Origin of the sequence: Rheinheimera maricola (assembly GCF_016918075.2) — a bacterium.
Lineage (GTDB): Bacteria > Pseudomonadota > Gammaproteobacteria > Enterobacterales > Alteromonadaceae > Alishewanella > Alishewanella maricola_A.
Genome location: NZ_JAERPS020000001.1, coordinates 990,744 through 1,011,970, shown reverse-complemented (window position 1 = coordinate 1,011,970; position 21,227 = coordinate 990,744). Strand labels below are relative to the sequence as shown.

Sequence of the window (21,227 nt, the reverse complement as noted above, 5' to 3'; positions counted from 1 at the left end):
ACTAAGCTGTGTACATCGCTGTTACTGTCGCAACAGGATGCTGTAAAAATGCCCGGATTGGCATGGCAAACACATCGGTACCCGCCATTGCTTTGTCCAGTACTGAAAGTTTATTACTGCCCACCAAATGCAAAAATATATGCCGGCTATTGAGTAGCCTTGGCAGACTGAGCGATATGCGTTGGTAAGGTGCCGTTGTCGGTTCTGTTGCCAGAACCGCGGGTGCATCTGCGGCCAGACCATGTTGGATCTGTGCACTGCAAGGAAACAGCGATGCTGTGTGGCCATCTTCACCCATACCCAAAATCACCGCATCAAATGTCGGTAATGTCGCGATACGGGGTAATACCTGCACCACCCCATCAAAGGCTGATGCTGTGTCGGCATATAAGCTGATAAAACGGGCGGCCTTCGCGTTATGTTGTAATAACGTTGCTTTCACTAACCGCTCGTTAGAGTCAGGCTGGCTGTCATCCAACCACCGGTCATCGGCCAATAACACCGTAACTTTGTCCCACGCTAAATCAGTGGTGCTTAGCGCGCTAAACAATGCTTGCGGCGTTTTGCCGCCCGATACCACTAAATATGCTACACCGCGTTCAGCAATCGCCTGTTGTAAAATGTTCACCAGCCTGCAGGCGAAGTCGTGGTTTAATGCGGCAGTGTCGCTAAATTGCTGTAATTGCATCATGACTTATTCTTCCCAGTTACGGTCATCGCGTGCCAGCATGGAAATAGCGGCTACCGGCCCCCAGCTGCCAGCCTGATAGCTTTTCGGTGGCTCGTTACTGGTTTTCCAAGCATCCAAAATGCCATCAACCCACTTCCAGGCGTGTTCAACTTCATCACGACGCACAAACAAATACTGGTTACCTAACATGGCTTCCAGCAATAACCGCTCGTAAGCATCGGCAATACGCTGCGATTTAAAGGTTTCATCGAAGCTTAGATCGAGCTTACTTTCCTGCAGACGCATGTGCTCGCCCAAGCCGGGTATTTTATTTAATACCTGAATTTCAACACCCTCATCGGGCTGCAAACGGATGATCAACTTATTAGCGGGTAATTGATTATAGGTGGCATGAAAAATATTATGCGGCTGAGGTTTGAAACAAATAACCACTTCACTGAGCTTAGACGCCATGCGCTTACCGGTGCGCAGGTAAAATGGCACGCCAGCCCAACGCCAGTTATCAATATCTACCTTTATAGCAATAAAGGTTTCAGTTTTGCTGTTTGGCCGTGCACCCTCTTCTTCAAGATAACCAGGAGCCGACTTACCTGCAACAAAGCCACTGCCATACTGTCCGCGGACTGTCTTTTCCTGAATATTGCTGATGTCAATCCGGCGTAGCGCTTTCAGTACTTTTAGTTTTTCATCACGAATGCTATCGGCATCTAACCGCGCAGGCGGCTCCATCGCTATCAGTGTCAGCACCTGCAACAAATGATTTTGCACCATGTCGCGCATTTGGCCGGCGTCATCATAATAACTCCAGCGCCCTTCAACGCCAACTTCTTCGGCAACGGTAATTTGCACGTGGTCAATAGAGTTATGATCCCAGTTTCCGGCAAATATCGCGTTGGCAAAACGAAGTGCCAGTAAATTAAGTACCGTTTCTTTACCGAGGTAGTGGTCAATGCGGTATATCTGGCTTTCCTTGAAAAACTCAGCAACCTGATCGTTAATCACTTTAGATGAAGCTAAGTCGTGACCAATAGGTTTTTCCAGCACCACCCGCGCTGGCTCAGCTGACAAACCGGCAGCCGCTAAACCTTTACAAATCGCACCAAATAAAGACGGTGGAGTGGCAAAATAACTTACAGGCACCCGCTTACTAATATCTGCAACGGAAGTCAGTTTGCTATATTCCTGCTCATTTGACAGATCAAGTTGTACATAAACCAACTTTTGTTTCAGCCGCAACCACACGGCGTTGTCTAACGGCTCTTTTAAGAATTTATTCAGGTTGGTTAGCACCAGTTCTGCGTAACTTTCTGATGACATTTCGTCACGGGCAACACCGATAATGCGTGACTCTGCACAGAGTAGGTCGGCCTTTTCCAGCTGATACATCGCCGGTAACAATTTACGGCGGGCTAAATCGCCCTTGGTACCAAACAGAATTAAATCACATGCTGAATTTTGTGCTGTTGATGTCATAACTGAACCTTGAATTAGCTGTAATTTTACAACACTTAAGCCATACTAACGCAGCATAACCGGGTTGTAAACTGAAGATCTTGTAATTAAATTACAGAATGCGTAATGTTTTGACTATTCTTATATAATAAGGCAGCCTTAGCAACGGATCTGTTGTTTTGTGGTAAATTTAATACTACTTTGGCAACAGTGCTGACGAGCCACAGCCTCTGCCACAACTCGTATCAGCTTAATTATAAGTCAGGAATTTGCGGATGAATGTGCTGGAAAAAATCGTCAATAACGTGAACAGTTTTAGTAAGTCGGAACGTAAAGTGGCTGACGTAATCCTGGCAAACCCGCAAATTACTATCCACAGTAGTATAGCGGCTTTGGCTAAAATGGCAGATGTCAGTGAACCTACAGTCAATCGCTTCTGTCGCAGACTGGATACCAAGGGTTTTCCTGATTTTAAGCTGCACTTAGCGCAAAGTCTGGCTAATGGCACACCCTATGTAAACCGCCATGTAGAGGAAGAAGATGGCCCTGAGGCCTACACGGCAAAAATTTTTGAATCCACCATGGCGGCGCTGGATACGGCTAGGACCCGGGTTGATATTAACACCATTAATCGCGCAGTCGATGTACTTACCCAGGCAAAGAAAATATCCTTTTTTGGCCTTGGCGCGTCTGCTTCCGTGGCGCACGATGCGCAAAACAAGTTTTTTCGCTTTAATGTCCCGGTAGTATGTTTTGACGATATTGTGATGCAGCGCATGAGTGCAATAAACAGCGCTGAAGGTGATGTTGTCGTGTGTATCAGCCATACCGGCAGAACAAAAAACCTGTGTGACATCGCGGCTATTGCCCGTGAAAATGATGCCACAGTTATCGGTATTACCTCCTACGAAAGTCCCTTAGCAAAAGAATGCACCTTGGTATTATCGTTGGATGTACCTGAAGACACTGACATGTATATGCCGATGGCATCACGTGTCGCTCAGCTGGTACTCATTGATATTCTGGCTACTGGCTTTACACTGCGCCGTGGCAGCAAGTTTCGTGAAAACCTGAAAAAAGTCAAAGACAGCTTACGTGGCTCACGCTTTGAGAAAAAAGACTTAGCCAACTAAGTATGACGGTGCAGTTGTTGTAGCAACTGCACCAACCTGTCGTTTTTATTCATACCCACGCTGTATTCTGTAATAAAATTACATTACACTAAAACCAACTGTTTCACCCTCTCTCGTCACAAGCAGGAATAAACCATGCACAGAAGAACTAAAATCGTTGCTACGCTGGGGCCAGCAACCAGTACTCAAGTCTCTATTGAAAAACTGATCCAAGCCGGCGCCACCGTGTTCCGTTTAAACTTCTCACATGGCAGTGCTGATGATCACCGTGAGCGCGCTGCAATGGTGCGTGCTGCAGCAGACAAACTCGGAGCCCATGTTGCAATACTTGGCGACTTACAAGGGCCAAAAATTCGTGTCTCCACTTTTAAAAACGGTGCTGTTGTACTGGAAGAAGGCCAACCTTATATACTGGACGCAGAATTAGCCAAAGGCGAAGGTGATGAGCATCAGGTCGGTATAGATTACAAAGAGTTGCCTCAGGATGTTGAACCCGCAGATTTATTGTTGCTGGATGACGGACGCATTCAATTAATCGTAGATAGAATAGAAGGTGCACGGGTTTATACCACTGTCACTGTCGGCGGTAAGCTGAGCAATAATAAAGGTATTAATCGCCAGGGCGGCGGTTTAACGGCACCTGCTCTGACCGATAAAGACAAGCGCGACATTATTACCGCTGCAGAAATTGACGTCGATTATCTGGCCGTGTCATTTCCGCGCTGCGGTGATGATTTACGCTTAGCCCGCGAACTGGCTGTTGCTGCAGGTTCCGAAGCCCGTATCATGGCCAAAATTGAGCGCGCAGAAGCCGTAGCAGATGATGAAACGTTGGACGATATTATCCGTGCTTCTGACGCCGTCATGGTTGCGCGTGGCGACCTGGGTGTAGAAATTGGCGATGCTGAGTTGGTTGGTCAGCAAAAACGTATTATTGCACGCTCACGTCAGCTTAACCGTGTTGTGATCACGGCAACGCAAATGATGGAAAGCATGATTGAAAGTCCAATGCCTACCCGCGCTGAAGTAATGGACGTGGCCAATGCCGTGCTCGACGGCACTGATGCGGTGATGTTGTCGGCAGAAACGGCAGCAGGCAAGTACCCTACTGAAACGGTACGCGCCATGGCGCGGGTATGTGACGGCGCTGAAAAGCACCCCAGTGTACAAATTTCAAAACACCGTATGGATGTCACGTTTACCGAAATAAGTGAGACCATCGCCCTGTCAGCTATGTATGCGGCCAATCACCTCGATGGAATTAAAGCCATTATTACGTTAACCGAATCTGGCTATACTGCGAAGTTAATGTCTCGTATTACCTCGCCACAGCCTATTTTTGCGCTGTCACGCCACAGTAAAACCCTGAACAAGATGGCGCTATATCGCGGTGTTTATCCGGCGTTTTTTGACAGTACCTCGTTAAACGGCCAATCACTGGCTGATGCAGCAATTGAAGCTATTAAAATTAAAGCCGGGCTTAAAAGCGGTGATTTAGTCATTATGACGCACGGCGATGTAATGGAAACTATCGGGGCGTCCAACACCTGTCGTATAGTGCAGGTTAAGTAAAACCAATAGCATACTCTGATATACACCAAGGGCTCTGCAAGAGCCCTTTTTTATTCCCCCTTTGATATTTGTTCCAGCGCCGTCAAACTACGCTTTGCTACCAGGTTAAAACACATCACGCTGCAGCTTGCGTACTTTGCGCGCAGTACGATATTCAACAAACTGTGGCGCTAGTGCCGTTAACGCTGAGCCTAGCACGACCAGTATCGCCCCCAGCCATGACCATACGTTTAGCTGTTGTGGTGCCAAATACGCCGGAAACAGCCAGCCGACAATATTGGCAAATAAGATAGTAAATAACGGTGTTACGGCTAATACCGCACTCACTTTTGAGGCTTCCCAATGATGCAGTGCCTCGGCAAAGGCTCCGTAAGCAACCACGGTATTCAGGCAACAAAATATCAGCAATGCCCAATGCAACTGGCTCATCGTTAACAACGGCGTAAAATCGGATACCGGAATAAAAGCGACCGTACCCGCGACATACAACAAGTACATGATCTGTTTCGAACTGTAGTGCACCAGTAGCTGCTTTTGTGCCAATGCATAAGCTGCCCAGGTTACTGCGGCCGCAATGATCAGCAGTACACCTAATGTTTCATTACCCGCTTGCAGCACCAACTGGACTAATCGCTCATTAAAAAATAACAGCAAACCGGTAACCAATAGCAAGGCACCAACCTTTTGCCACAGCAGTAAACGTTCTTTAAAAATAACAACGCCGCCTAACATCATTAAAAACGGCGCGAGTTGGATAACCACCTGCCCTGTTTCAGCGCTTAGAAAATTCAGCCCACTAAGATACATAATATAGTTGGACAGCAGCCCAACCACCGCAATAACCATTAACCAGGCAACCTTGGGGAGACGTAATACCGTCGCTGCGGGTAGCTTTGCCCTTGCTGCTAACCAGATGCCGACAATAACTGCGGCCGCCAAAAAGCGTATCGCGGTAATCGCATTGGCGCTCATAACATCCAGCAGTATTTTTAACGCTATGGGTAACATACCCCATAAAACCGCCGTGGTCAGCGCAAGCAAGAGTCCGAACAGGCTGTTACCTGTGGTTGTATGCATAATAGCGGTCCAAGTAAGATGCCGGCTTATGGCAATGATGACAAGCTGTCGTAACCCTGCTATTTTCGCTAATTTTCACCGGCTTGTCTGCAGCCTTTAATGGCATACTCGACTAATGCACCTGCAATTGCGCTATATCAAGTTATTACTCAGGTACAAGCCGTTATACTTCATCCAGGTTTAATGCCTGGAGCTAGCCAAACTATGATCAAACGTATCGGTGTATTAACTTCCGGAGGTGATGCCCCCGGTATGAATGCCGCCATTCGTGCAATTGTGCTCACCGCCGCAGTACACAACATCGATGTTATTGGCTTTCACCATGGCTTTAATGGTCTATTAGAGCAAGATTATCAAATGCTACTGCCGCAACATGTGCAGCATATTATTCAACAAGGTGGCACCTTGTTAAAGAGTGCTCGCTGTAAAGCACTACATACCGACAACGGTGCACAGCAAGCCGCCGCAGCACTGCACAGTTTACAACTGGATGGGCTTATTGTTATTGGCGGTGATGGCAGCTTTCGCGGCACTCTGGCCATTGCTAAATACTATCAAGGCCAACTTATTGGTGTACCGGGTACCATTGATAACGACGTAGACGGTACAGATTACACAATTGGCTTTGCCACCGCGATAGATACCGCTCTGAATGCCATTGATAAAATCCGTGACACAGCAGATGCTTTTGAGCGTATTTTTTTAGTAGAACTTATGGGCCGGCATTCCGGATATATTACGCTATCTGCCGGCATCGCCGCCGGCGCAGAGCAAATTATTTGCCCGGAGTTTGGTACATTAACTGAAGCCAATTTACAAACCATACTTACGCCAATACAACATGCTCAGTTACTGCGTGGCAAAAGCAGCTATATTATTGTCGTAGCAGAAAATAGCTATCCCGGCGGCACCACAGCGCTGGCTGATGCGCTGAGCAAAGCACTGAATATCGAATGCAGAGCCTGTATTCTTGGACATATTCAGCGCGGCGGCTCACCGGTAGGCGCCGATAGAATATTGGCTACTAAACTGGGCGCTTACGCCGTTGAACAAATGGTCAATGGCGCTAACTTAATGATGGCAGGTGAAGTAAACCAGCAAGCAGTACTATATCCGCTGGCAAAGACCGGCGATAAACAGAAACAGATTGACCCCTACATGGTACGCTGGCAACAGTGCATCGCCAGCGACTAAGGCAAAACTACTGATTAAACACCTGTTTGACCCGATCTTTGTAACTGCGGCTCACTTTTACCGCCTGACCATTGGTAAGCATAAGTTGATGCTCACCATTGGCCAACATTTGCAACTTGGCAATGGTGTGTACATTAACAATGGCAGACCGGTGTACTCTAACAAACAGTTTAGGGTCAAGCTCTTGTTCCAGCTCTTTCATGGTACGGCGTAAAATATGCGTTTGGCCATCTCTGGTATGAATACACATATAATCGCCCGCGGCGTCGACCCACTCTATTGCGGCCACAGGCACGCGGGTTATCTCACCACTGTCTTTAATACTAATCGCATCGGGGAAACGGTCATTTACTACCGGCTCAGCATTATCCAGCCGTTGCAAAATATTGCCGGCATCATCACCCGTAAGCTTCGCTACCGCCTCAGCCAATTGGCCTTTATGCCGCTGGGTATCCTGTGCCTGATAAATTTTAATGATCTTTTCAACAGCCTGTCTTAACCGTTCGGGTTCAACCGGCTTTAACACGTAATCCAGCGCATTGACTTCAAATGCACTGTAGGCGTAATGGTCATATGCAGTTACAAACACAATGTAAGGCAACGGTACCTGTTGCGCTTGTAGTTGCTTCAAAACCGCAAAGCCGTCAAAGCCGGGCATTTCTACATCAAGAAAAACCACATCAGGAGATAACGCGATAATAGATTCTATTGCCTGCTGTCCGTTGCTGCACTGGGCAATCACCTCTAAGTCAGCAAACTCTTGTAACCGCACCATCATTCCCTTGCGGGCTAAAGGTTCATCGTCAACTACTATTACCTTAAGCATGTTCCTGTTCCGTTTTTTCTAATTGCAATGGAATTCTGATATTTACTTTCAAACCGCTTGGCTGATTATGCGTCAGCACTAGAGCAAAGTTATTATCGTACAATGCTGACAAACGCTCTTTGGTATTAACCAAACCCACACCACTGTCATTACTTTTCGGTAAGCCGTCGGTAATCACCATGCCTGGGCCATTGTCGGCAACTTCAAGTAACAAATCATGGCCAAATTTCTTTGCCGTAATGGCAATTTTGCCGCCATCAATCTGGCTTGCTACCGCATACTTAATAGCATTCTCAATCAAGGGCTGCAAAATCAAGCTTGGTACTAATGCCTGCTCTGTGCCCTCTTCTAAATCAAATACGACTGACAACCGTTCGGAGAAACGAACCTTCTCAATCTCAAGGTAGAGCCTGGCAGCATACACCTCTTGCTCTAATGGCACTTTGTTAATCGGATCTTTGTACAACGAATAGCGCAAAAAGTCACTAAGCCTTGTCACCATTTTGTTTGCCGTGTCCGACTCATTAATTAATACCAGCGTCGAAATAGCATTTAAGGTATTAAACAAAAAGTGTGGATTGAGCTGATAACGTAGCATTTTTAACTGCGCTTCATGCGCTTTATTCATTGCGGTAAGTAACTTTTGTTTTTCTAATTGCAGTGTTTGGTAATACTTGATGCCAAAATACAAGCCACTCCAACTTAACATGACGTAAAACGCAAACGGGGTATCACGTACATACTTTAACCAGTCGTCTGGACGCGCACCATGGCGGTATATTTCCCAGTAATTAAAATTACGTACTGCCGTCCAAATAGCTGCGGTGACAATAGCCAATGTCAGCACCGTTAATACCATTTTCCATGGCTCCCAGTGCCAAACCTTCTGATAGGCATAGCGCAGCGGAATAGTAATTAACCAGCCAATATAAGAGTCTAACGCCAGTACCACTAAATAAGCGTCGCGGGTTTCCAGCACCAGTGAGTTTAGATAGTTAACGATGGTAAAGCCCAGCCAGCCTAAAGTATGTACAATCCAAAACTGGCGGTTTCTGTCTTCAAATGCTTTATACAAAATGCCTACCTGCAGGCCAAAGCCACAATAGCCAGATTATAACGAACAGCCAGCAAAATAGCCTGACGACTGCCGTGTTTGTCTACGTGTTAATCGCATAACACCGTTGCACTAACCCAGTACTGGTGTCGGTTTGCGATCTGGCCCCAGCGCGACAAAGGTAAAACTACCAGAAATAGCTTTGTGTTGATCGTCGTTATACATATGCTCGACAAAAATATCCACATGCACCCTTATACTAGTGCGCCCAACATGCTCCACTTTTGCTACCAGCTCAATAATAGTGCCAGCAGGGATTGATTCTTTAAAATCCACCCGATCTGAGCTGACGGTAACCAGGGGTTTACGGCAAAAGCGTGTGGCGGCAATAAACGCTGCTTCATCCATCCAGGCCAATGCCTCACCACCGAACAAGGTATTGTGGTGGTTAGTGCGGCCGGGAAACACCGTTTTGGTCACCCGGGTAACGGCGTGTGCCATACGTTTTGCGATCAGTGCTTCATTGTTCATAGTGGTCTCTTGTGTAGTAGTCTTTTGTGCTAATGATGCCGTTAAGCTGCGATTTACACCTGCCAATCGTTAAGGGGGCGTATGCTACAAAACCTGACTGTAATTGCAATGGTATCGCACAGATATCTCCATTAGCGACTTAACATCGGACCCAGTGCGCGCCCGCCCACCAAATGTAAGTGAATATGATACACCTCCTGGCCACCGTGCGCGTTACAGTTCATGATAAGCCGATAGCCTTTGTCCGCTATACCGTATTCAGCGGCCAGTTTACGCGCAACGCTAAACAAGCGGCCCAGCGCGGCTTCATGTTTTGCCTCGACATCATTTACCGTAGGAATTAACTGATTTGGCACCAACAAAATATGTACCGGCGCGCGCGGTCTGATATCTCGAAACGCCGTAACCAAGTCATCCTGATATAAAATATCGGCACTGGCCTCACGACGGATTATCTTACTAAACACCGTTTCTGTTGCCATATCATTTTTCCTTGCAAGGTTTTCGCGGCATAATATCCAGCTTAATATGCCACAACGCTGCAGGCAAAGAGTAATGCTATGAAAGCTGTAAAGTATCAATTTGAACTCATCGATATAAGCGCGCACCTGTTGCAGGTAACGCTGCAATTTAGTCCGCAACACGCTGAACATGAGCTAAGCTTGCCAGCGTGGATCCCCGGTAGCTATATGATCCGTGATTTTGCCCGCAATATTACTGCCATTAGTGCCCAAGACACTGATGGCGCGCTGGCGATACAGCAACTGGATAAACAACGCTGGCTGTTGCAATGCAACAACGCCGTTGTAACAGTGCGCTACCAAATATATGCTTACGATATGTCTGTGCGGGCAGCCTACATAGATGATGAAATCGCAGTACTAAACCCGGCTTGCCTGTGCCTTAGTGTCAATGGCTTAGAACAGCTATCACACAATATTAAATTGAGTAAACCCGCATCGGCATTGTACAAAAACTGGCGTGTTGCCACGGGCTTAGCCCGCGATAACAAAACCGCAGCCTTAGGATTTGGTCTGTACCACGCCGACAACTATGCCAACCTAATCGATAGCCCGTTATTGTTAGGCCAATTCAGCATAAATGAGTTTACCGTCAACGGTATTAGTCACTATCTGGTTGTCAGTGGTGACAACCTCACTGATCTGCAGCGATTCAGTGGCGATATGCAGCGGATCTGTGAGCAACAGGTTAAGGTATTTGGCAGCTTACCTGCAGATTTAACTCAGTACTGGTTTTTGTTATGGGTGAGCGAAGACGGTTACGGCGGCTTAGAGCATATGAATTCTACACTGCTACTGTGCAGCCGCTATGACTTGCCTTCAGCGCAGCAAGCCGACATTGATGACAACTATGAAAACCTGTTAGCACTTTGCAGCCATGAATACTTTCATACCTGGTGGGTTAAACGGTTAAAACCAGCCTGCTTTCATCCGTACCAACTTGATGCCGAGCAATATACCACTCAGCTTTGGTTGTACGAAGGCTTCACCTCCTACTTCGACGATTTGGCATTAGTGCGTGCCGGCATCATCGACACAAAACGCTATCTTAAAACGCTGGAAAAAACCATTAGCCGAGTTACACGTAACCCAAGTAACGAAGCACAAAGCCTTACAGAAAGCAGCTTCACCGCCTGGACCAAGTTTTACAAGCAAGATGAAAATGCGGTTAATGCCGTGGTAAGTTACTATGCCAAAGGCGCTTTACTGGCACTGTGTCTGGAGGCTAAACTGCGTGCTGCCGGTAGCAGCCTGCAACAGCTTGTGCGTCAGTTATGGCAAGATTACCTGGCTACAGGCACCGGCGATGATGCGTTGTATCAGGCGCTGCACCAGCTGGGCCACAGCGAGTTAGCAGCATTAAGCCAACAATGGTTAAATCAACCAGCGCCACTGCCATTAACAACTGCGTTGACCGAGCTGGGGCTTAATTTAACACTGCGATCAATGCTGCACGCCGATGATTTAGGTGGCGAGCCTGACGTAAGCCAAGCGGTGTTTATTGGTGCGCAAACTAAAGTGGTAAACAATTTACTGCAACTTACCCAAGTGTACCATGGCGGCGCAGCCCATCAGGCAGGTTTGATGGTGGGAGACCAATTGCTGGCGGTTGATGGACGTAAAATAAATGCCAGTAATCTGAGCAAACTTCTACCGCGTTACGCCGAGGGCAGCCGGGTAGAACTGCATTTTTACCGCAAAGACCGCTTGCTAGCCTGCCCACTACTACTGCGCCGGGCCACCCAACAAGTCGCCAACCTGAGTATTGCCAATGAAGTGCTATGTCGGCATTGGCTTGAGAATATTGAAGTGAGTAGCGCTAAGGAGTGATATTTAAACCTGGCAGCAGTGCGGGATCTAAGCGCTCTTGCTGCCAATTTATCCGCCAGTCTAAATGCGGCCCGGTTACACGGCCGGTAGCGCCGACTTCGGCAATTTTACTACCCTGTACCACCTTATCCCCTACTGCAACGCTGAATTTGCTCAAATGCATAAAAGTAGAACTAACACCAAAGCCATGGTCAATAATCAACGTCAAGCCAGAGAAATATAGATCCTCTGCCAATAGCACAGTGCCATTGAGCGGTGCTACTACTGCCGCGCCAACGGGCGCAGCTACATCAAGGCCATAATGCGGGTTACGCGGTTCACCATTAAATACCCGCTGGCTACCGTAGACGCCAGAAATTCGCCCTTGTGCCGGCATGACTGCGGTATCAAAAATATAGGGTAAACGAGTCATTGTTGTGCGTGCACTGCGCACATTCTGGCCATCACGCTGGATCCGCTCTGTTACCTCTGGTGCCGGTGTAACGTATTTTTGCGCTACACCATTAACATGCTGAATGTCATACTGCCGGCGGCTAAACGTCAGCTCGCGCTGATGTGTTTTACCATTTTCTAGCACAGTCAGCTTATGGGTGCTTGGTGCATCACGGCCAACACCGAACACAAAACGGCCATCGGCAGTTAACGGTAACTCCACATCATTAAAAAACACCTTGCTGGCACCTTCAGCCTTACCCCGTATCAAGCCACCTTGGGTAAACTCGCCTTCAAGATACACTTCAGGTTGTGCAGATACTGAACAACTTACACTAACTAGTAGCGATAGCGCCTTTAGCCACACCTTCATAAGCAACCACCTTGTATTGTTTTGTCGGATCTAACTGTGTTAGCTCAGTGACAATATACTCTGCCAGGCATTCAACAGTAGTGTCACAGGGCACAACCTCACAATGCGCTTCTGGCATAGTTAACTCAAACCAGCCCTGCTCTGCCTGATAGCGAAAACACAGGTTGCCTGCTTCAGCCTGGATATAGGTTAATGCCGCAGCGTCACAGCTATCCTCAGCCGTTGCCAGATATATATCCTGCCAGCGTTCACTCCAGTATTTGTTTAGCCGGGGGGCCAACATACCATCGGTATAGATTTGGATTGTCGAGCGATGACCATGCGCAATACGCTGACAGTTGCCATCATGCTTTTTCAAACCATGGCTGTAGTGATAATAAAAACTACTACTCGCCTCTGGCCGCAGTGTCAGCACTAGCTTGTCAACATGAGCTGGCAATAACGGTTTAATCTTTTGTTGTAAAAACTCAGTTAAACTTTGCTCATCTATGCGCGCAGCAGGAACGGCCACTACCGCTTGAGTTGGCGCGGCCATTTGAATGGTTCCGCGAGCACTGTCAAAGTGTAAAGTGCTCAGTTCATTGTCGTTATTAAAGCGCAGCATGGATGACAAAGCCGGTATCGCCAACTTGTGATCAACTAATTGATCAATGGCCTGCTTAATAACTTTTTTAACCTTACTAAAATCAAGTACCATCGACGCATGATCTAAACCGCCGTGCAGTTCAACATCGACAATATAACTCTCACCCAGCATGCCACGTGCTTCGCACAGATAAGAAAAATCAATAACCGTTAAATCCCGCACAAACAAAATCATTTTTGGCTCTCTGCTAGCAAACATACAGCCGGCATTATAACGCCGAACCTCGCACGACAACACCAATCACTGGGCTATTTTAGCGCTTATGTTCCGTTAGCCAGCTGTTTAAAATGCCAACCTGACCACATTTATGTGCAGCATACATCAGCCTGATAGCATTGCTTAGCAGCATGCTGTCACTCCAATCCGTCTTTTTTTGTATTTCTTCATAGCAACTTATCGCTTCTGGCGTAAGATAACCGCGTAACTCTTTCTTACCCGATTGCTTTTGTCTATCGCGGTACCGCTGCTGCTTTTCTGCATTAGTGAGCGCTTTTCCAGTCGAATTCGTCATGATGTCACTCTTTGGCAATAACGTTGATATAGCTTTAGCCGTTGCTACGGTTAAGCGTAAAGATTAGCAGTTAGTACAAATCGGACTTGTCTAGCGTACAAGTGTTCGCTAAAGTGAGCCAGTATTTTCAGTGGATTAAACATACATGACTCAGAATAGCTTTTCAAAAGAAGATTTAATTGCCTGCGGTAAAGGCGAATTGTTCGGCGAAGGTAACAGCCAGTTGCCTTCAGACAATATGTTGATGATGGATCGCATCGTACATATCTCAGAAGAAGGCGGCCTGTACGGTAAAGGCCAGATTATCGCAGAATTAGATATTACACCCGAACTGTGGTTCTTTGCCTGTCACTTTAAAGGTGATCCGGTGATGCCAGGCTGTCTGGGGCTGGATGCCATGTGGCAGCTGGTTGGTTTCTTTCTGGGCTGGTCTGGCGGCCCGGGCAAAGGTCGGGCATTGGGTGTGGGCGAAGTAAAATTTACCGGTCAGATTTTACCCACGGCGAAAAAAGTAACCTATACCATCAATATGAAACGGGTCATTAAGCGTAAATTGTTTATGGGTATTGGTGATGGTGTAGTCAGTGTAGATGGCCGTGACATCTATGCCGCAACCGACCTTAAAGTAGGTTTGTTTCAGGATACCTCTAGCTTTTAAGTAGACACTTTCAGCCAGTTCAACTGGCCCTGAATGGCAAAAGCCCCGTACTACATGTTGACGGGGCTTTTTTGATCCTTGAGCAATAATAACCTTACTGGCCTTTATTAAATAATCCAATATTGCGATCTTCGATGGCTTCGCGCCAGCCTCCTAACCATTGTGAGCGCGTATCTAAACCTTGATAAGGGCAAATTTCTTTTGACCGTCCGGTAACACCGGCACGATAACCTTGAGCATGAGCACGTTCCAGACGATCACGTTTTTGTCTTTTCATACGGCGGTCTTCCTCAACTTTTTATGTGGTAATAATAACCGCAACTTATCTTGCGGCTACCCACTATTGATAGTCGACTGTAACGAAAGGTTCAATAAATTTGTGACAGATTAATTGCTTGACAACCACTAACAAGCTGAAGTTGTTTAAGATTTAATGACAAAACCTTTTATAATCAATTAAGCTAAAAATTACTTTTTAATGTTTAAATGGAATAATCAGCAGCACTGGTAAGCAACAGACTGATACAGATAAAAAAAGCTGCCGAAGCAGCTTTTTATACTTAAGCTTTACGCCGACGGCGTAACAACAACATACTTGCCAGCAACAAACTGACAAAACCGGCACTACCGCCCTTACGCACATACTGGTTTTCTTCGGTTACACAATTTTCCGCTTGACCGTTGGCAACGGCTTCAAGCTTTACCGCAATAGCAACATCTTCCAGCAATGGGTTACCTTGGGCGTCCAGCACAACATCACCAACCAGATTTCTACGCTCTTGCTTAACTATTGCCGTAGCAAAGATGTCACCGTCGTCATTAATATCTGTCGCATCGACAATATTATAAGGTGAGTTACAGCTAAGCTGGGTGTTTAAGTCGACAAAACTGTCGGTGGTAATATCGTAAATAAAGCCATGCGACCGTCGGCTAGTTGTACTACCCACAATCACTTCAGCCTGGCCAACTACTTGGTTATTGTCATTAATAGCTCTGGGAACCGTAGTCGAACTGGCAAAAAAACCATCGACGAATGTTGTCTTACCCGAGCTGTAATCGTGATAAAACATTTTACTGCGAATACCGCTATTAATAGTTTTGCGGGCATAACCCACAATAATGTCGTTATTGTTCACAGCGACCGCCGCACTGCCAATGGCATCTCGCGACAATACAAACCATTCGGCCGGGTCGACAATTGGCAGCACCTGGCCGTCAACAAAAATACTGGCATGTGGCTGGCGGTATATCGCATCAAATACTGAAAAACCCACCTGATAACGCACGATGCGATCGGAGTCGGTATACATTGAAACACCAACAACCAAACCATTATTATTTACAGCATTGGCTTCGCTGTAATAAGTAACCACATTATTACCTTCACCAGCAAATTCTGTACCGGTATTTTTGTCGCCCAAAAAGCCAAACTGCTGTGAAAATACCGCGGTGCCATCGGCCTGCAGCTGCCATGTCATCGCCCGCTTCTCGTAGCGACCGGCAATGGCACTATTATTAAAGCAGGTTACTTGCGGCGTTGCAGCGCCGGTACATTCGGCCGCTACTACGGTTTTATTCGCCTCGGTCATACCGCTGCTACCAAAACCGGCAATAATACCGGTATCACTAATCGCCTTGGCGACAGTATAGCCACCGCCCAATTCCTGATAAGGCGCCGCTAGAGTCGATACCTGGCCGTCTTTAACCACGGTGCCCAGTTGATAAGACAATGCCGGTGTCCAAACATTGCGTGCTACAGGCTCAGGAATTGCCTCAGTTGCTGCTGGCGTGAAACTGTCATAACTAAATGGCGCCGTAGCAACGCCAACGGCAACACCGGAATTGTTAATATCGTACAAGTATTCGCTGTTTGTCCGGCTTGGCTGCGTAAAATCACGCATCACTATGTTTTGTGCTGCAAGCTCATCTTTAGCCAGGAAATTCAGCGCACTGCCAGTGGGCTGCGAGCCAGGATTAGATCCTAATAGAATACTCAAAATATCGTTGTCAATATTGCCATTTAACACACTGGCCAGTTGCTCGTCAGTAAACAGCGCCTGCACAGCTTCATTGTCAAAATCGATAGCATCTAAATTGATTGGAAAATTAAAGTACTGATAATTAGTAAAACTATTGCCAAAATTATCTTGCGATTGCAATTTTATTGCACCGTTAAATACCGTATCACCGGCATTGTTCATCGCTGCTGCATAGGTAGATTTTACCTCTGCTACTTCACCAATCTTTACGACTTCGTAAACCGCCGCTTGTACCGAACACAGACCTAACAGCGGCAATAACGCCAGACTGATGCGTGTTAACTTCATTCTAAGCCCCTAATATACTTCAATTCTTATGCGTCTAATTCTTCCCAGCGCGCGTACGCTTGCGCCAGCTTCGACTCGGTATGTTGTAATTGGTTCAACGTGCTCTGGGTTTGCTCGCCGCCTTGTTTAAAAAACTCGGCGTCATTCACGGTAAACTGCAATGCTGCCAGCTGGGTTTCCAGCTGTTCAATCAGTGCCGGTAACTCTTCCAGCTCGCGCTTTTCTTTGTATGATAACTTCTTAGCGCTACTAACAGAAGCCTGCACCGGTGTTTGTTCGACCGTCGGTGGGCTATTTTTTGTCACTTTTTGTACGGCTGCAGTAGTTTGATTGCGTTGCTGATAGGCAATCACATCGTCGTAGCCGCCGGCAATTTCAATAATTTTTCCCTGTCCGGCGAATAACAGCGAGCTGGTAACGGTATTATTAACAAATTCACGGTCGTGGCTAACCAGTAGCACGGTGCCCTGGTATTGCTGCAGAATATCTTCCAGTAATTCCAGAGTTTCTACATCTAAATCGTTAGTAGGTTCATCGAGGATCAGTAAATTACTTGGTCTGGCGAATAACTTAGCCAGCAATAAGCGGTTTTTTTCACCGCCAGACAAGGCTTTGACCGGTGTACGCGCGCGTGCCGGAGGGAATAAAAAGTCTTGCAGGTAGCTAAGCACATGCCGACTTTTACCGTTTTGCATGATCTCCTGCTTACCTTCAGCCACGTTGTCCTGCACTGTGGCTTCTAAATCCAGTGCGATGCGATGCTGATCAAAGTACGCCACTTCAATATTAGTACCGCGCTTTATTTCGCCGCTATCATGCTTGTAATCACCTAATAGCAGTTTAATCAGCGTTGACTTACCTACACCATTAGGGCCAACCAAGGCTATACGATCGCCACGCATTACCAGTAAGTCGAGTTTATCAATTACGGTTTTGCCATTAAAACCACAGCTAATGGCTTTAGTTTCAAACACCAGCTTGCCAGAGCGATCGGCCTGCTCGATATTAAAATCGACTTTACCTAAGGTTTCTACCCGCTCGGCACGTTCGCGGCGTAGCGCTTTAAGCGCCCTAACCCGGCCTTCGTTGCGGGTGCGGCGGGCTTTAATACCCTGACGGATCCACACCTCTTCGTCGGCCAGCTTTTTATCAAACAGCGCATTGTGTTGCTGCTCGTCTTCCAGCATTTTTTGTTTGCGGTCGAGGTATTCCTGGTAATTGCCCGGATGCGAGGTTAATTGCCCCCGGTCTAAGTCTATAATGCGACTGGCCAGCGCGCGGATAAAGGCTCTATCGTGCGAAATAAAGATAATGGCGCCGGAGAAATTCAATAAGAACTGCTCCAGCCACTGGATCGCCGCAACATCCAGGTGGTTAGTTGGCTCATCCAGTAATAAAATATCCGGTCTGGCAGCTAAAGCCCGTGCCAGTGCCGCTTTGCGTAACCAGCCACCCGACAAGGTAGCTAAACTGGCATCGGGGTTCATATCAAACTGCTGGCATAAATCAGCCACACGTGACTCCAACCCCCAGCCATCACGGGTATCCATTTGCGCTTGTAGTTGCTCAAACAAGCGGTAATCAGCATCACTGGCGCCGTCTAAATTTTCCGATAAGGTATAAAATTGCTGTGCTATCTGCGCCAAATCACCGGCGCCCTCACGGATAAAATCAGCAATTTTCATCTCCATTTTTGCTGGCGGATCTTGCTCTAAGCGGCTTAATACCACCCCGGTATTTACCACGATTTGGCCATCATCCAAATTTTGCTGACCGGTCAGCAATTTTAAAAATGACGATTTGCCGGCGCCATTGCGGCCTACCAAACACACTCGCTCGCCGCTAAACAAGCTAAAATCAACATGGTCTAAAATCGGGTGCGTACCAAAAGCCAGACACGCTTGCTGAAAACGTAATAATTCCACTACCTTACATCCTTTAACCATCTATCAAGCTGGCGCGCATCAAACGGCCAGTACAATTCGTTGTCAGCCTGCTTTAGCACTGGTATCGCCACGCGATAACGTGCAAAAGCCGCTTCATCATCAACAATATCAACCACCTGAAACTGCCCGGCCAGGCCAGCCTGTAGTAATAGGTGCTCTGCTTGCTCGCACAGATGACAACCCCAGGTACTGTACAAGGTTAATGCCGGGCGCATAGCGTTAGCGAGTTAACTCAAAGCAGACATGTATATTCGGGTTGCGCTTGTAATCTTCCGGCAAGGTAGCCGCTGAAATATCTTTAACTTGCCAGCCAGCGTCATTCAACGCCTGCGTATCAATTTTAAAGCGGCGTTTATTGTTAGAGAAAATCACTTTACCACCCGGTGCCAGGCGCGCCGTTAGCAGGTTTAATAAGTTAACGTGATCGCGCTGTACATCCCAGCTGTCCTGCATCCGTTTCGAGTTAGAAAAGGTCGGCGGGTCGACAAAAATCAAATCAAACTGCGCACGGCAGCGGCTTAACCACTGCAGGCAGTCGGCCTGTTCAAACTGATATTGCTTGCCGGTTAAGCCGTTAATAGTGAAGTTGCGCTTGGCCCAGTCTAAATAAGTATTGGACATATCAACCGTGGTAACACTGGCCGCGCCACCAATAGCAGCATGTACCGACGCACTGCCGGTGTAAGCAAACAGGTTTAATACCGTTTTGCCTTTAGCTTGCTGCTGGATCATTCTGCGTGTGATGCGGTGATCTAAAAACAATCCAGTATCTAAATAATCGCGCAGGTTAACTAAGAACTTAGCGCCGTATTCGGTAACTTCTTTGTACTGGCCGGCTTTATTTAGTGCCTGATACTGCGAAGTGCCTTTTTGCTTTTCACGCACCTTTAAAATCATCTTATCAGAGTTAATTCCCAGCACCTGCGGCACCTGGTTTACCACATCAAATAAGCGTTTTTGCGATACCTGCTCATCTACCGTGGCCGGTGCTGCATATTCATGCACCACGACTTCACCGTCGTACCAATCGACTGCCACGTTATATTCAGGGATATCGGCATCGTATAAGCGGTAACAACTTAAGCCTTCTTTATTGGCCCATTTTTGTAGTTGTTTCAGGTTTTTTGCCAACCGGTTGCCAAAAGAGCTGCTTTCACTAAAAAACAATGCCGGTGCATCAGAGCTTACCGCCACTTGTTTTTCGGTTAAATCAAACAAGGTGAAATCACAATCCAGCGGACCATTGGTAAATTTATAGCTTTTACTTTTTGATAAACGCAGCGCACGCAGTAAATCAGTATTTGAAGTAATAATGGCTAAGCGCCAGCCCTGATAATGCTGCTTTAATGCCAGCGCAAATTTGCTGTATAGCGGTATTAACGAAGGCAAATCGCCTAAGCGCTCGCCATATGGCGGGTTAGTAACAATAACACCTGGCGTATTACACACTGGTGCTTTTAATGCAGTAGCATCGGCATAATCAAACTGTACCAAAGTGGCAACACCGGCACGGGCGGCATTTTGTTTAGCTTTGGCTAAGTTGCGCTCATCAAAGTCAGAACCCCAAAACTGTGTCGTTGCCGGTAACGTACGCTCTGCCGCTTTAGCGTCTTGTTTTAGCTGCTGCCATATAGCATCGCGATGGCCGGGCCAACCTTCAAAGGCAAATTTTTCCCGGCTTAAACCCGGTGCTTTATTTAGCGCGATTAGCGCCGCTTCAATAACAATGGTGCCACTGCCGCAAAACGGGTCGAATAGAGGTTGCTCTACTTGCCAGCCAGAGCGTTTTATTAACGCCGCAGCCAAATGCTCTTTTAATGGCGCCTCGCCCTGCCCTGCACGGTAGCCACGCTGGTGCAATGACGGACCAGAGAAGTCCTGTAAAAAGTGAAAATGGGCTTTATCTAACCGTACCTGAAAGCGTACATCCGGTGCCATACGGTCTACGTCAGGCCGGTTACCAGTTTCTTCACGAAACTGATCGACAATGGCATCTTTTAAGCGGATAGCGCCAAACTGGGTGTTGTCTATTTTCGGGTGTTTACCAACGCACTCTACCGCTAAGGTGTTGCGCAGCGCCATATGTTGCAGCCAGTCGATTTTCTGCGCCACCTGATACAAGTCGCTGTCGGCGGTAACCGGCTCAGACTGTATAAGGCGTAACACCCGCGTCGCCAGGCGCGACCATAAACACAGTTGGTAAGCCGTGCGCAGCTCAGCTGTAAAGCGCACCACGCCCATGGTTACTTTTAATACTTCCCCACCATGCTGACGAATTTCATCCGCCAACAGCTCTTCTACGCCTTTAGACGTTAACGCCCAGAATTGCAGCATTGCTAATACACCCGAAACAAAAATGGCGCACAGTATAGCAGAAGAGCAGCTTCAACCGGTTGGCTTTTTCACAGCGGCTTATTCACCACTTTTTGCTGCATTAAGCAGCGCCTTGTATA

The 21,227-nt window shown here is 47.2% G+C and carries 20 protein-coding genes; 5 read left to right on the top strand and 15 right to left on the bottom strand.

Annotated elements, in window-relative coordinates:
- Position 1: 1 nt before the first annotated feature.
- On the bottom strand, positions 2–691 hold the full coding sequence (pgl, locus tag I4W93_RS04645; protein WP_205310547.1) for a 6-phosphogluconolactonase: 690 nt from the start codon (positions 689–691) through the stop codon (positions 2–4).
- A gap of 3 nt (positions 692–694) precedes the next feature.
- Complete coding sequence (gene zwf, locus I4W93_RS04640) at positions 695–2,164, bottom strand: glucose-6-phosphate dehydrogenase (RefSeq protein WP_205310548.1); 1,470 nt, start codon at positions 2,162–2,164, stop codon at positions 695–697.
- 254 nt (positions 2,165–2,418) lie between these two features.
- Between zwf and I4W93_RS04635 the strand changes: the two genes are divergently transcribed.
- Positions 2,419–3,276: a MurR/RpiR family transcriptional regulator gene (locus I4W93_RS04635; RefSeq protein WP_205310549.1), complete on the top strand. Its 858-nt coding sequence runs from the start codon at positions 2,419–2,421 to the stop codon at positions 3,274–3,276.
- A 135-nt stretch (positions 3,277–3,411) separates the two neighbouring features.
- Positions 3,412–4,848, top strand: coding sequence for a pyruvate kinase (pyk, locus tag I4W93_RS04630; protein WP_205310550.1), 1,437 nt, complete (start codon positions 3,412–3,414; stop codon positions 4,846–4,848).
- Positions 4,849–4,953: 105 nt separating this feature from the next.
- Here pyk and I4W93_RS04625 read toward each other — a convergent pair whose 3' ends face one another.
- Entirely contained in the window at positions 4,954–5,925 is a 972-nt protein-coding gene (locus tag I4W93_RS04625) for a DMT family transporter (RefSeq protein ID WP_205310551.1), read from the bottom strand.
- A gap of 204 nt (positions 5,926–6,129) precedes the next feature.
- On the opposite strand from I4W93_RS04625, the gene I4W93_RS04620 reads away from it, so the two are divergent.
- Positions 6,130–7,119 carry a 6-phosphofructokinase gene (locus tag I4W93_RS04620; protein ID WP_205310552.1) on the top strand — a complete coding sequence of 330 codons (990 nt, stop codon included), beginning with the start codon at positions 6,130–6,132 and terminating at the stop codon, positions 7,117–7,119.
- A 7-nt stretch (positions 7,120–7,126) separates the two neighbouring features.
- Here I4W93_RS04620 and I4W93_RS04615 read toward each other — a convergent pair whose 3' ends face one another.
- From I4W93_RS04615 to I4W93_RS04600, 4 genes are all read right to left on the bottom strand, one after another.
- Positions 7,127–7,945 carry a LytR/AlgR family response regulator transcription factor gene (locus tag I4W93_RS04615; protein ID WP_205310553.1) on the bottom strand — a complete coding sequence of 273 codons (819 nt, stop codon included), beginning with the start codon at positions 7,943–7,945 and terminating at the stop codon, positions 7,127–7,129.
- Positions 7,938–9,020, bottom strand: coding sequence for a sensor histidine kinase (locus I4W93_RS04610; RefSeq protein WP_205310554.1), 1,083 nt, complete (start codon positions 9,018–9,020; stop codon positions 7,938–7,940). Before I4W93_RS04610 ends, I4W93_RS04615 begins: the two co-directional genes overlap by 8 nt.
- 111 nt (positions 9,021–9,131) lie before the next feature.
- Positions 9,132–9,530, bottom strand: a complete 399-nt coding sequence (locus tag I4W93_RS04605; RefSeq protein WP_205310555.1) for an acyl-CoA thioesterase — start codon at positions 9,528–9,530, stop codon at positions 9,132–9,134.
- A gap of 131 nt (positions 9,531–9,661) precedes the next feature.
- The gene (locus I4W93_RS04600; protein WP_205310556.1) at positions 9,662–10,012 is read right to left on the bottom strand and encodes an HIT domain-containing protein; all 351 of its coding nucleotides are present in this window, start codon (positions 10,010–10,012) and stop codon (positions 9,662–9,664) included.
- 78 nt (positions 10,013–10,090) lie between these two features.
- Between I4W93_RS04600 and I4W93_RS04595 the strand changes: the two genes are divergently transcribed.
- The gene (locus tag I4W93_RS04595; RefSeq protein ID WP_205310557.1) at positions 10,091–11,881 is read left to right on the top strand and encodes a M61 family metallopeptidase; all 1,791 of its coding nucleotides are present in this window, start codon (positions 10,091–10,093) and stop codon (positions 11,879–11,881) included.
- Here the strand turns inward: I4W93_RS04595 and I4W93_RS04590 are convergent.
- The 3 genes from I4W93_RS04590 to I4W93_RS04580 are packed head-to-tail and all read right to left on the bottom strand — an operon-like array spanning position 11,871 to position 13,843.
- A complete protein-coding gene (locus I4W93_RS04590; RefSeq protein WP_205310558.1) occupies positions 11,871–12,686 on the bottom strand; it encodes a M23 family metallopeptidase in 816 nt (271 codons plus the stop codon). The two genes, I4W93_RS04595 and I4W93_RS04590, sit on opposite strands and share 11 nt — an antisense overlap.
- Positions 12,649–13,530, bottom strand: a complete 882-nt coding sequence (locus I4W93_RS04585) for a 6-carboxytetrahydropterin synthase (protein WP_224673251.1) — start codon at positions 13,528–13,530, stop codon at positions 12,649–12,651. The genes I4W93_RS04590 and I4W93_RS04585 overlap by 38 nt, the downstream gene beginning before the upstream one ends.
- 55 nt (positions 13,531–13,585) lie before the next feature.
- Positions 13,586–13,843, bottom strand: coding sequence for a hypothetical protein (locus I4W93_RS04580; protein ID WP_205310560.1), 258 nt, complete (start codon positions 13,841–13,843; stop codon positions 13,586–13,588).
- Positions 13,844–13,988: 145 nt separating this feature from the next.
- Between I4W93_RS04580 and fabA the strand changes: the two genes are divergently transcribed.
- On the top strand, positions 13,989–14,501 hold the full coding sequence (gene fabA / locus I4W93_RS04575; RefSeq protein WP_205310561.1) for a bifunctional 3-hydroxydecanoyl-ACP dehydratase/trans-2-decenoyl-ACP isomerase: 513 nt from the start codon (positions 13,989–13,991) through the stop codon (positions 14,499–14,501).
- A gap of 94 nt (positions 14,502–14,595) precedes the next feature.
- Here the strand turns inward: fabA and rmf are convergent, their stop codons facing one another.
- From rmf to rlmKL, 5 genes are all read right to left on the bottom strand, one after another.
- Entirely contained in the window at positions 14,596–14,778 is a 183-nt protein-coding gene (gene rmf / locus I4W93_RS04570) for a ribosome modulation factor (RefSeq protein ID WP_166839548.1), read from the bottom strand.
- Positions 14,779–15,061: 283 nt separating this feature from the next.
- The gene (locus I4W93_RS04565; RefSeq protein WP_205310562.1) at positions 15,062–16,828 is read right to left on the bottom strand and encodes a DUF3466 family protein; all 1,767 of its coding nucleotides are present in this window, start codon (positions 16,826–16,828) and stop codon (positions 15,062–15,064) included.
- A gap of 26 nt (positions 16,829–16,854) precedes the next feature.
- The gene (uup, locus tag I4W93_RS04560) at positions 16,855–18,753 is read right to left on the bottom strand and encodes an ATP-binding cassette ATPase Uup (protein ID WP_205310563.1); all 1,899 of its coding nucleotides are present in this window, start codon (positions 18,751–18,753) and stop codon (positions 16,855–16,857) included.
- Positions 18,753–18,989 (bottom strand): glutaredoxin family protein, encoded by a 237-nt coding sequence (locus tag I4W93_RS04555; protein WP_205310564.1) that lies wholly within the window; start codon positions 18,987–18,989, stop codon positions 18,753–18,755. The genes uup and I4W93_RS04555 overlap by 1 nt, the downstream gene beginning before the upstream one ends.
- A 4-nt stretch (positions 18,990–18,993) precedes the next feature.
- The gene (gene rlmKL / locus I4W93_RS04550; RefSeq protein ID WP_205310565.1) at positions 18,994–21,108 is read right to left on the bottom strand and encodes a bifunctional 23S rRNA (guanine(2069)-N(7))-methyltransferase RlmK/23S rRNA (guanine(2445)-N(2))-methyltransferase RlmL; all 2,115 of its coding nucleotides are present in this window, start codon (positions 21,106–21,108) and stop codon (positions 18,994–18,996) included.
- Positions 21,109–21,227 lie beyond the last annotated feature (119 nt).

Coding starts and splice junctions, on each gene's coding strand:
- pgl (WP_205310547.1), bottom strand. CDS start 691: ATGATGCAATTACAGCAATTTAGCGACACTGCCGCATTAAACCACGAC.
- zwf (WP_205310548.1), bottom strand. CDS start 2,164: ATGACATCAACAGCACAAAATTCAGCATGTGATTTAATTCTGTTTGGT.
- I4W93_RS04635 (WP_205310549.1), top strand. CDS start 2,419: ATGAATGTGCTGGAAAAAATCGTCAATAACGTGAACAGTTTTAGTAAG.
- pyk (WP_205310550.1), top strand. CDS start 3,412: ATGCACAGAAGAACTAAAATCGTTGCTACGCTGGGGCCAGCAACCAGT.
- I4W93_RS04625 (WP_205310551.1), bottom strand. CDS start 5,925: ATGCATACAACCACAGGTAACAGCCTGTTCGGACTCTTGCTTGCGCTG.
- I4W93_RS04620 (WP_205310552.1), top strand. CDS start 6,130: ATGATCAAACGTATCGGTGTATTAACTTCCGGAGGTGATGCCCCCGGT.
- I4W93_RS04615 (WP_205310553.1), bottom strand. CDS start 7,945: ATGCTTAAGGTAATAGTAGTTGACGATGAACCTTTAGCCCGCAAGGGA.
- I4W93_RS04605 (WP_205310555.1), bottom strand. CDS start 9,530: ATGAACAATGAAGCACTGATCGCAAAACGTATGGCACACGCCGTTACC.
- I4W93_RS04600 (WP_205310556.1), bottom strand. CDS start 10,012: ATGGCAACAGAAACGGTGTTTAGTAAGATAATCCGTCGTGAGGCCAGT.
- I4W93_RS04595 (WP_205310557.1), top strand. CDS start 10,091: ATGAAAGCTGTAAAGTATCAATTTGAACTCATCGATATAAGCGCGCAC.
- I4W93_RS04590 (WP_205310558.1), bottom strand. CDS start 12,686: ATGAAGGTGTGGCTAAAGGCGCTATCGCTACTAGTTAGTGTAAGTTGT.
- I4W93_RS04585 (WP_224673251.1), bottom strand. CDS start 13,530: ATGTTTGCTAGCAGAGAGCCAAAAATGATTTTGTTTGTGCGGGATTTA.
- I4W93_RS04580 (WP_205310560.1), bottom strand. CDS start 13,843: ATGACGAATTCGACTGGAAAAGCGCTCACTAATGCAGAAAAGCAGCAG.
- fabA (WP_205310561.1), top strand. CDS start 13,989: ATGACTCAGAATAGCTTTTCAAAAGAAGATTTAATTGCCTGCGGTAAA.
- rmf (WP_166839548.1), bottom strand. CDS start 14,778: ATGAAAAGACAAAAACGTGATCGTCTGGAACGTGCTCATGCTCAAGGT.
- I4W93_RS04565 (WP_205310562.1), bottom strand. CDS start 16,828: ATGAAGTTAACACGCATCAGTCTGGCGTTATTGCCGCTGTTAGGTCTG.
- I4W93_RS04555 (WP_205310564.1), bottom strand. CDS start 18,989: ATGCGCCCGGCATTAACCTTGTACAGTACCTGGGGTTGTCATCTGTGC.
- rlmKL (WP_205310565.1), bottom strand. CDS start 21,108: ATGCTGCAATTCTGGGCGTTAACGTCTAAAGGCGTAGAAGAGCTGTTG.